The organism is Paludibacterium yongneupense DSM 18731 (assembly GCF_000422925.1).
GTDB lineage: Bacteria > Pseudomonadota > Gammaproteobacteria > Burkholderiales > Chromobacteriaceae > Paludibacterium > Paludibacterium yongneupense.
Genome location: NZ_AUGZ01000024.1, coordinates 80867 through 90627 on the forward strand (window position 1 = coordinate 80867; position 9761 = coordinate 90627).

A 9761-nucleotide genomic window follows, 5' to 3' on the forward strand; every position below is an offset into this window, starting at 1 on the left:
CCGCCCTTCTGCTGCTGGCTCTGCCATTGTCATGGCAGGTGCAGAAAGGCTTGAAAGACGAGTGACAGCTTCTGGCAGCCGCTAGCCGCCAGTCCAGCATAAAGGCGTGGGCATCCATTCTGCTCGGGGCGCGTCCACTTGCTGCGATTTGGCTGCATGGTCCTATCGCATTTACAGGCGACCTCGATGCTAAGGCACGACATAGTCGACAGCATTGGACAAGATGGCGGCGATCAGACATAACGCCCATTCACTTGCACCAACTTGGCGCACAGCAGAGTTCTGCCCCCGTTTCGGCACGGATGAACGTAACACATCGTTATACAAAGATACGAATACTGCAGCCAGAGCGACGGACCTCGGCTCGCCGCCCGCCAACGCCCCACCAACACCGGGGGCAGCTCAGCATGAGCGCGGGACGGAGCGGGATTCGTCGTCCAGGCGCCGGCTTCTGCCTGCGTGGGTGAGGACATGGACCGACGCCTGCCCCACAGGCCAAAGGCGGTGCCGTAGCGGGTTTTCATGTACTGCACGCGAAACGGTCAGCAGTGCCCTTCCGGGTCCGGCGCCAGAAACCGCGAAATGATGTCGCGGGCGATTCTGACCGGCTTGCGGCTGCTCGCATCCAGGCAGCACCAGCAGCTTCTGACCTCGGCCAGCACCTCGTCGCCATGATTGATCAGCGTCTTGTAGAACGCGCGCGCGCCCTGCAATTTTTCCAGCACCACCTGGACCACCACGTGGTCGTCGAGAAAGGCCGGGTGCAAGTAGCTGATCTCGTGTTTCAGCGCCACCCACAGATGGGCGCTTGCCACGTCCTTCGGAGCCAGCCGGTACCACTGGTGCTGCACGGCCGCCTGCACCCATTTCAGGTAGACGGCATTATTGACATGGCCCATCTCGTCGATGTCGTCGGCGACGACATTGAGCTCGTATTCATAATCGTGTTCGCTTGGCAGCAACATGGCGTACCCCTCGGTCGGATGTCGTGGTAGACAAGGTTGGCACAGACTCACGGCATCATTGAAGTGTACGCCTTTCATATGGCCATCCTGTTGCAGCATCGCTGCCGCCCGCCGATGCGGGCGACGCGGCCACTGTGCCGCGCCCGCGTTTTTGCCTAAGATAGCGCTATGTCGATACGCCCCACCCTGATTCTGAGCCTGGGTCTGTTGTGCAGCGGACCGCTGCTCGCGGACAGCACGGTCTACCGCTACGTCGACCGTGATGGCACCGTCACGTTCACCAATCTGCCGCTGCCCGGCGCGCGGCCGTTTCCGCTCGCCCCGGTCAAGTCGCCGCGCCGCAACGGTGCAAACGCGGGCCCGCAAGTCGACGCCGGCACGCAGCAGCGGCGCGACCAGACGCGGCGGCAGATACTGCAACAGGAGCTGGACAACGAGCGCAAGGCGCTGGCGGCAGCCCGCAATGCCTTGCAGCGCGCGGGCGATCGCGGAACGGTGGCCTCCTTGCAAGCCGCGGTGACCGAACATGAAAAGAACATCGCCGCCATAAGCACCGAAATGGTGCACTGAGATCGTCCCGCGCACCGGCCATGCTCCAATTGCTTTTGGATATCGGCCCATTGCATAGATCAATTGGCAATGGCAATCATTTGCGTTTATCTTCAGTTCCAACCGTTTGGCCAGCAATGATGACTTTATGATCCCGCCAGCGTCGGTCGCGTCTAACGATGCGCTGGCGCGGCGGTTTTTTTTTCGCTCGCGCACCGGCTCCGGGCGACGCGCTTACCTCCCCCTCCGATTTGCACCATAATAAGTCATGCATCCCTACTATCGTGCCGCTTACTGGTTCGCTTATTGCTTAGGGGAGTCTTGACGCTTTGTCATTCGGAACCGCCATCCATGACCATCCAATCCTATGCCGGCCTCGATCTCCTGGAAACGCCGGTATTGATCGTCCGAGCCGACGGCGGCCTGGAATTCGTCAATCCCGCCTGCGAAAGCTTGCTGGCCCTCGGCCGCCGCGAGCTGCTGCGGCACAAGCTCGGCGATCTGTTCCGCGACAGCCAGCCGTTGCTGCTCGCGCTCGACACTTCGCTGCAGCACAATGCCAGCTATATCGAGCATGACCTCGAACTCCTGCCCCTGCATAACGATCTTCCCCTGCACATCGCCCTGTCGATCACCCCGATAGAACCGGACGCCGGATTGGCACTGCTTGAGCTGCGACCGCTCGACCAGCAGCTCAAGATCGCCAACGAAGAACGCCGCCTGCTGCAGCACCAGGCCAATCGCGAGCTGATCCGCAATCTTGCGCACGAGATCAAGAACCCGCTCGGCGGCATCCGCGGCGCGGCACAGCTGCTCGAACATGAAATCGCCGACCGCCCCGAGCTGATGGAATATACCGAAGTCATCAAGGAGGAGGCCCTGCGCCTGCAGTCGCTGGTCGACCGGATGCTGGCCCCGCACCGGCGTCACATCAGCAGCGAAATCAATATCCACGAAGTGCTGGAGCGCGTGCGCAGCATCGTTCTGGCCGAGTACCCGACCTCGCTGTCGGTGCGGCGCGACTACGACGTCAGCCTGCCGGCCCTGATCGCGGACAAGGAGCAGTTGATACAGGTGGTGCTGAATATCGTCAAAAACGCGGTGCAGGCGATGAAGGGAAAAGGCGAGGTGGTCTTGCGCACGCGGGTGTCCCGGCAGGTGACGCTGGCGCGCAAGCGCTATGCCCTGGCACTGAAATTGCAGATTGTCGACAATGGCCCCGGCATACCGGAGGACATCCGCGATCACATCTTTCATCCGCTGGTCACCGGCCGGGCCGAAGGCACGGGCCTTGGCCTGACACTGGCGCAGGCTTTCGTGCATCAGCACGGCGGAAGCATCGAATTCGAATCGCGCCCGGGCCAGACCGGTTTTACCGTGATGTTGCCGTTTACCAACGACTGAGTGGGGCACCTGCAGCGGCTGCCGTTCGGGATTGAGATACAAACATAAGCATAAAGGAGCCACCCATAATGACGAACCCGGTATGGATCATTGATGACGACAAAGCGATCCGCTGGGTACTGGAAAAAGCGCTAGGTCGAAGCGGAATCGCATTCGACAGCTTTGCCAGTGCCGACGATGCGCTCAATGCGCTCTACGACGCCACGCCCCGCGCCATCATCAGCGACATACGCATGCCGGGAACCGACGGCTTGAAATTCTTGTCGCGGGTCAAGGCCGAGCATCCCCAGCTGCCGGTCATCGTCATGACCGCGCATTCCGATCTCGACTCCGCCGTTTCCGCTTTCCAGGGCGGCGCTTTTGAATATCTGCCCAAGCCCTTCGACGTCGACCAGGCCGTCGCCCTGATCGAGCGCGCGCTGGCCGAGAGCGTACCGTCGAGCGATGCGGGCGACGATGCCGATGCCCTGCCCGTCCTGCTCGGGCAGGCTCCCGCGATGCAGGATGTGTTTCGCGCCATAGGCCGCCTGTCGCAGTCCAGCGTCACCGTCCTCATCACCGGCGAATCGGGCACGGGTAAAGAGCGGGTGGCCGAAGCCCTGCACCGGCATTCGGTGCGTTCGACGCGCCCCTTCATTGCCCTGAATACTGCAGCCATTCCCAAGGACCTGCTCGAAAGCGAGCTGTTCGGCCATGAAAAAGGGGCCTTTACCGGCGCCCTGGCCACGCGCCGCGGCCGCTTCGAAGAAGCCGAAGGCGGCACACTGTTCCTGGACGAAATCGGCGACATGCCGATCGAACTGCAGACGCGCCTGCTGCGAGTGCTGTCAGACGGCCATTTTTACCGCGTCGGCGGGCACACACCGATCAAGGCCAATGTCCGGGTCATCGCGGCCACCCACCAGCATCTGGAGGATAGGGTGCGCCACGGACAGTTCCGCGAAGACCTGTTCCACCGTCTCAACGTCATCCGGCTGCGCTTGCCTCCCCTGCGCGAGCGCCGCGAGGACATCCCGCTGCTCGCGCGCCATTTCCTGGCCAAGAGCGCATCCAATCTCGGCGTCGAGACCAAGCGCCTGAGCGAAACGGCGATGGAGTTCGTGCAGGCCTATCCTTTCGCAGGCAATGTCCGGGAACTGGAAAACCTGTGCCAATGGATCAGCGTGATGGCGCCCGGCCAGACCGTCGAGGTCTCCGATCTGCCCCCGGAACTGCGCGCGCCGTCGATTCATGAAGAACCGGTTGCGGCAGACACCGCTTCCGCACAGCCGCCTCGGGCGCAGGACTGGGCGCGCGGTCTGGCGGACGAAGTCACGCGCCGCCTCAAGGCGGGCGAGATCGGCATCATCGATGACCTCACTCGCCGTTTCGAAGAGAGCTGCATCCGCGCGGGCCTGTCGCATACCGGCGGGCGCAAGGTCGAAGCCGCACAGTTGCTGGGCTGGGGACGCAACACCTTGACCCGGAAAATGCAGGAACTCGGCATGAGCGGCACCGAGCGCGACTAGAAGCCGCGCGCGGCGAGAGCGCTGCCCGTCGTCGGCAGGCCTCCCGCCGCGCGAGCGCCTAGCTCCCCGCCGGGTCCAGGGTCGACAAACCCGGCAAGGTCGCAAAACTGGTTTCACGCACCGTCGCAACAAAATCCCGGGCGTACGCGAGCTCGGCGTCTGCGCTGCGCAAGGCCGCGTACAGCTCGCTGATCAAACCCTTCTCACCTATCCGCCTGGCCACGACGTAGCCTCGCTCCAGATACGGCTTGACCGCCCAGAATGGCAGCGCCGCCACCCCGCGCCGGCTCGCCACCAACTGGATGATGGCCACCGTCAACTCGCTGCTGCGGCGCGCAGCCGGTGTGACGCCGGCCGGCTTCAGCACCTTGCGCATCAGATCGAGCATCGCATCCGGCACCGGATAGCTGATCAAGGTTTCGTCCGCGAAATCCGCGGCCTCCCACACCCGCTTGCCGGCCAGCGGATGATCGCGCGCGACGATAAGCACCATTTCGTAGGCGAACAGAGGCAGATAGACGACTTCGTCCTGCTCTTCTGCTTCGGACACCACCGCGAGATCGGCCCGTCCTGACACAAGCAGGCCGACCGGATCGGCATGGAAGCCCGAGACAATGTCCAGCTCCACGGCCGGCCAATGCAGGCGGAAGATGTCCATCGCCGGCATCAGCCAGTCGAAGCAGGTATGGCATTCGACAGCCACCCGCAACTCGCCGGCATCGCCCTGACGCAGACGCGCCAGATCGCGTTCCGCCGCGGCGACCTGGGCAAGCATGGTGCGCGCGAGTGCCAGCAAGCGCTCTCCGGCCGGCGAAAACTTCAAGGGCACGGTTTTTCGCTCGAACAGGGCCAGACCATACATTTCTTCCAGCAGACGGATCTGATGCGACAACGCGGACTGGGTCAAAAACAGCCGCTTGGCCGCCTGCGATACGCTGCCGGTTTCGGCCAGCGCTTGCACGGTCCGCAAGTGGCGTAACTCGAGCGGGCTTTGTTTCATGAATATTTTTCACCAAGATGACAAATATAATGAAATTGCATCATACAGCAAAATGCCCGATGCTCGAACCTCTCCCCGACACCCGACAACCCCATCTCCGGCCTTCAGACCGGGGTAGCGCCGCGATTTCGCCCTGAAGGGGCGGGGTTTCGACCCTCCAAGGAAATGGAATGACCCTAGTCCACCTCTCCGGTTTTCCGCGCATCGGCGCCAAACGCGAACTCAAAACCTTGCTGGAGGCATACTGGCATGGCGAGTGCGATGAAGCGGGCCTGGCGCGCCAGGCCCGCGAACTGCGGCAGCGGCACTGGTTACTGCAACGCGGGGCCGGAGTCGACCGCGTCGCGGTCGGCGACTTTTCCTTATACGACCATGTCCTCGACAACCTGCGCCTGCTCGGCGCCTTGCCGCGGCGCTTCGGCTTCGAGGCCTCGGCATTGTCAGCGGCACAGTACTTCGAACTCGGCCGCGGCAACGCGACCCAACAGGCCATGGCCATGAAGAAGTGGTTCGATACCAATTACCACTATCTGGTCCCGGAGTGGGAAGCCGACATGCATTTCCATGCCGATGCCTCGCCGCTGCTCGAACAGTGGCGGGAGGCGCAGGCGCTCGGCATCCCGGCCAAGCCGGTACTGATCGGCCCGCTCACCCTGCTCTGGCTGGGGCGCAGCCTCGAGGCCGGTTTCGATCGCCTTGCCCTGCTGCCGGCGCTGACTTCGGCCTATGTCGAGTTGCTTGGGCAGTTGACGGCCGCCGGCGCCGACTGGATACAGATAGACGAACCGGCGCTGGTGCTCGATCTGCCGCCGGACTGGGTCGCCGCGGCCGGCGAGAGCTGGCGTGCGCTATGCGCCTCGCCGGCGCGGCTGATGCTGGCCAGCTATTTTGGGCCGATCGACGCCCATGCCGGCTGGATCAATGCCCTCCCGCTCGCCGGGCTGCACCTCGACCTGGTGCGCGCCCCCCATCAGGCCGCCGCTTTCGCGGCCAACTGGCCGGCCGGGCGCGTTCTTTCGGCCGGGATCATCGACGGACGCAACGTCTGGCGCGCCGACCTGGACGCCGTGCTGGCGCAGGTCCATGCCCTGCAAAGCACTTTCGGCACGGCTCCCTGGCTTGCCCCCAGCTGCTCGTTGCTGCATTGTCCATACGACCTGGCCCAGGAAATCGACCTGGCACAGGACATCAAAACCTGGCTCGCCTTCTCGGTGCAGAAGCTCAACGAGTTGAAAACGATACAGCGTGGCTTGCAACTCGGCGCCGCCGCCATCGAAAACGAATTGGCGGGCAGCCGCTACGCGTGCGAGACCCGGCGTCGCAGCCTGCGCATTCATCTCCCCCGGGTTCAAGCGCAAGTGTCCGCCCTCGCCGCTGACGCCCCCAGACGCGACAGTCCCTACGCACAGCGTGCGGCGCTGCAGCGCGAGCGGCTGGCTTTGCCGCTGTTGCCGACCACCACTATCGGCTCCTTCCCGCAGACCGCAGCCATCCGCGAAACGCGTGCCGCGTACCGGCAGGGGGCGCTGGGCGAGGCGGCCTACCAGGAGGCGATGCGCAGGGAAATCGCCTCCTGCATCGCGCGCCAGGAGGCCATCGGCCTCGATGTGCTGGTACATGGAGAAGCCGAACGCAACGATATGGTGGAATACTTCGCTGCCGCTCTGACCGGCTTCGCCCACACCCGGCTCGGCTGGGTACAGAGCTACGGCAGCCGCTGCGTCAAGCCGCCCATCCTCTTTGGCGATGTCGAACGCCCGGCGCCGATCACCGTAGAATGGGCGCGCTATGCACAGAGTTTGACCGCGCGACCGGTCAAGGGAATGCTGACCGGTCCGGTCACCCTGCTGCAATGGTCCTTCGTCCGCGACGATCTGCCGCGCGCACAGGTTTGCCGCCAGATCGCGCTGGCTTTGAACGCGGAAATACTCGACCTCGAAGCCGCCGGCATCGCCGTGATCCAGGTCGACGAGCCGGCGTTGCGCGAAGGTTTACCCCTGCGTGGCGACGAGCGGCCAGCCTATCTGGACTGGGCGGTGGCCGCCTTTCGACTGGCCTGCCGCGCGCTGGCCGACACAACCCAGGTGCACACTCATATGTGCTACGCCGAGTTCAGCGATATCCTGCCGGCGATCGCCGCGCTCGACGCCGACGTCATCACGATCGAAACATCGCGTTCGGACATGCAGCTGCTGGAGGCCTTCGGGAATTTCTCCTACCCCAACGAAATCGGCCCCGGCGTCTACGACATCCACAGCCCGCGCCCGCCGACGGCGGCGGCCATGCGCAGCCTGCTCGATCGCGCACGGTCCGTGATTCCGGTCGAGCGGCTGTGGGTCAATCCCGATTGCGGGCTGAAAACGCGAACCTGGGCCGAGGTCGAGGCCGCCTTGCGTACCATGGTCGGAGTCGTCCGCGATGTGCGCCGCGAATGGCGGCCCGCTTGACAGGCGCGGCACCGGTCGGCGGACCGACCGGTGCGCATAGTGCGGTGGATGCCCACGCGGCCGTCTCACGCGCGCGCCAGCTGCTCCCCATGGCTTCGCATCCAGCCGGCCAGCGAGTCCAACGTGGCCCGCAAGGTCTTGCCCAGCTCGGTAACCTCGTATTCCACCCGTGGCGGCACCTCGGCGTAGACCGTGCGGCGGACCAGTCCGCGCTGCTCGAACAGACGCAGTTGCTTGGTCAGTTCCTTCTGCGTGATCGGCGCCACCGCGCGCTGCAGATCGCTGAAGCGCACGGGGGCATCGATGACGATCAGCCGGTACAGGATGGGGATGGCCCACTTGCCCGAAATCAGGTTCACGAAGTCCACCATCGGACAGCGTTCCGCAGATCGGACCTCCGCAGGAATCACTTGCGGCCGTGTGTTGTCGAGAAGTGCCATGGCTGTCCATTCGCTCCTTTAGTATCCAAACGGTGCCTACTATGCAAAGTATACTATTGATTGAATAATACCGTTTCCATTCTCTTCGGGAAGCAACGGCATGCCACGACTTCAAGACAAATACGCACTCATCACCGGGGGCACCAGCGGTATCGGGCTGGAAACCGCACGCCAGTTCCTGGCCGAAGGCGCCACGGTCGCCATCACAGGGCGCAGCCAGACCGCCCTGTCCGCCGCGGGCCGGGAACTGGGCGATTCCGTGCTGCTGCTTCAGAGCGATGCCGGCGATATCGCCGGTCAGCGCACGCTGGCGCAACGGATCGCGCAGCAGTGGCCGCGCCTCGATGTGCTGTACGTGAATGCTGGCGACGTGACCCACCGTCCGTTGCAGGAATGGGACGAGAGCGCTTACGACCGGCTCATGGACATCAACCTCAAGGGCCCGTTCTTTCTCGTCCAGTCCCTGCTGCCCCTGTTGGCGAACCCGTCCTCCGTGATCCTGTGCGGCTCTGTCAGCGCCCACATCGGCCTGCCGCAGAGCAGTGCCTATGCCGCGAGCAAGGCGGGACTGCTTTCGCTGGCCCGCACCCTGTCTGGCGAACTGCTGGCACGCGGCATCCGGGTCAACGGCCTGAGCCCCGGCCCGACCGAGACGGCTGCGCTGGGCAAGCTGGGCCTGCCGCCGGAAGAGCAAGATGCCTTGCGCGACCAGATCAGGAAACGGGTACCCCTCGGCCGTCTGGGTAGGCCGTGGGAGTTGGCCAAGGCCGCCGTGTTCCTGGCCTCCGACGAGGCCAGCTTCGTCGTCGGCGCAGAACTGCAGGTGGATGGCGGAGTGGGCAGGCTATGAGGGGACGGCACTCGTCTTGCTATTTTTCGTGACCCCTGTTCCCGGCAATGAACGCCACCGGCATGTGCGGGATCCGCGCTGTCGCATCCACGCCTCGCCGCAAGTCTGCGCGCGCAGCGCGGCATGACGGTCGGAGCCGGCTGGGCCAAGTCATTGCTGACACCGCCATGTCTTGCGGTGGCGCTGCCCAGCGAAATGCGGCACTGGGGCATGGTGAAATAAAAAAAGCGGCCGCAGGCGGCCGCTTTCCCTAGCGCGTGCCCCGCTCAGAGCGGCCACTTCCAGTCGCGGACTTCCGGCATGTCATCCCCGTGCGCATGGATGTACTGCTTGTGCTCGATCAGCTTGTTCGCGAACCGCTGCCGGGCATGCGCGCCTATACCCTTCAGCCCTGGCACCCGGTCGATCACGTCCATCGCCAGCGTGTACCGGTCAACCTGGTTCATCACCACCATGTCGAACGGCGTCGACGTCGTCCCTTCCTCGATATACCCCCGCACATGCAGGTTGTCGTGACCGTTGCGACGGTAGGTCAGACGGTGGATCAGCCAAGGGTAGCCGTGGAACGCAAACACGATCGGCTTGTCCGTCGTGAACA

Annotated in this window: 9 protein-coding genes; 5 read left to right on the forward strand and 4 right to left on the reverse strand. The window is 64.0% G+C overall.

Features of this window, described 5'->3' with window-relative positions:
• Window positions 1-542: 542 nt before the first annotated feature.
• On the reverse strand, window positions 543-965 hold the full coding sequence (locus G520_RS0110330; RefSeq protein ID WP_028535596.1) for an acyl-CoA thioesterase: 423 nt from the start codon (window positions 963-965) through the stop codon (window positions 543-545).
• Between the two features lie 168 nt (window positions 966-1133).
• Here G520_RS0110330 and G520_RS22375 point away from each other — a divergent pair, with 168 nt between their 5' ends.
• The 3 genes from G520_RS22375 to ntrC all read left to right on the forward strand — a co-directional run bounded on the left by G520_RS22375 (window position 1134) and on the right by ntrC (window position 4426).
• Window positions 1134-1535, forward strand: a complete 402-nt coding sequence (locus tag G520_RS22375) for a DUF4124 domain-containing protein (RefSeq protein ID WP_051229312.1) — start codon at window positions 1134-1136, stop codon at window positions 1533-1535.
• 330 nt (window positions 1536-1865) lie between these two features.
• Window positions 1866-2918, forward strand: a complete 1053-nt coding sequence (glnL, locus tag G520_RS0110340; protein ID WP_028535597.1) for a nitrogen regulation protein NR(II) — start codon at window positions 1866-1868, stop codon at window positions 2916-2918.
• Window positions 2919-2986: 68 nt separating this feature from the next.
• Window positions 2987-4426, forward strand: coding sequence for a nitrogen regulation protein NR(I) (gene ntrC, locus G520_RS0110345; protein ID WP_036665991.1), 1440 nt, complete (start codon window positions 2987-2989; stop codon window positions 4424-4426).
• A gap of 58 nt (window positions 4427-4484) precedes the next feature.
• Here the strand turns inward: ntrC and G520_RS0110350 are convergent, their stop codons facing one another.
• On the reverse strand, window positions 4485-5426 hold the full coding sequence (locus G520_RS0110350; RefSeq protein WP_028535599.1) for a LysR family transcriptional regulator: 942 nt from the start codon (window positions 5424-5426) through the stop codon (window positions 4485-4487).
• A gap of 170 nt (window positions 5427-5596) precedes the next feature.
• On the opposite strand from G520_RS0110350, the gene metE reads away from it, so the two are divergent.
• Complete coding sequence (metE, locus tag G520_RS0110355; RefSeq protein ID WP_028535600.1) at window positions 5597-7873, forward strand: 5-methyltetrahydropteroyltriglutamate--homocysteine S-methyltransferase; 2277 nt, start codon at window positions 5597-5599, stop codon at window positions 7871-7873.
• Window positions 7874-7938: 65 nt separating this feature from the next.
• Here metE and G520_RS0110360 read toward each other — a convergent pair whose 3' ends face one another.
• Window positions 7939-8313, reverse strand: coding sequence for a winged helix-turn-helix transcriptional regulator (locus G520_RS0110360; protein ID WP_036665992.1), 375 nt, complete (start codon window positions 8311-8313; stop codon window positions 7939-7941).
• Window positions 8314-8413: 100 nt separating this feature from the next.
• On the opposite strand from G520_RS0110360, the gene G520_RS0110365 reads away from it, so the two are divergent.
• Window positions 8414-9163 carry an SDR family oxidoreductase gene (locus G520_RS0110365; RefSeq protein WP_028535602.1) on the forward strand — a complete coding sequence of 250 codons (750 nt, stop codon included), beginning with the start codon at window positions 8414-8416 and terminating at the stop codon, window positions 9161-9163.
• A gap of 266 nt (window positions 9164-9429) precedes the next feature.
• Here G520_RS0110365 and G520_RS0110370 read toward each other — a convergent pair.
• Window positions 9430-9761: phosphoketolase family protein (locus G520_RS0110370; RefSeq protein ID WP_028535603.1), on the reverse strand; the 332-nt coding region annotated here is incomplete at its 5' end.

What these genes read in the sequence shown, in the direction of transcription:
- G520_RS0110330 (WP_028535596.1), bottom strand. Translation starts at nt 965, where the DNA reads ATGTTGCTGCCAAGCGAACACGATTATGAATACGAGCTCAATGTCGTC.
- G520_RS22375 (WP_051229312.1), top strand. Translation starts at nt 1,134, where the DNA reads ATGTCGATACGCCCCACCCTGATTCTGAGCCTGGGTCTGTTGTGCAGC.
- glnL (WP_028535597.1), top strand. Translation starts at nt 1,866, where the DNA reads ATGACCATCCAATCCTATGCCGGCCTCGATCTCCTGGAAACGCCGGTA.
- ntrC (WP_036665991.1), top strand. Translation starts at nt 2,987, where the DNA reads ATGACGAACCCGGTATGGATCATTGATGACGACAAAGCGATCCGCTGG.
- G520_RS0110350 (WP_028535599.1), bottom strand. Translation starts at nt 5,426, where the DNA reads ATGAAACAAAGCCCGCTCGAGTTACGCCACTTGCGGACCGTGCAAGCG.
- metE (WP_028535600.1), top strand. Translation starts at nt 5,597, where the DNA reads ATGACCCTAGTCCACCTCTCCGGTTTTCCGCGCATCGGCGCCAAACGC.
- G520_RS0110360 (WP_036665992.1), bottom strand. Translation starts at nt 8,313, where the DNA reads ATGGCACTTCTCGACAACACACGGCCGCAAGTGATTCCTGCGGAGGTC.
- G520_RS0110365 (WP_028535602.1), top strand. Translation starts at nt 8,414, where the DNA reads ATGCCACGACTTCAAGACAAATACGCACTCATCACCGGGGGCACCAGC.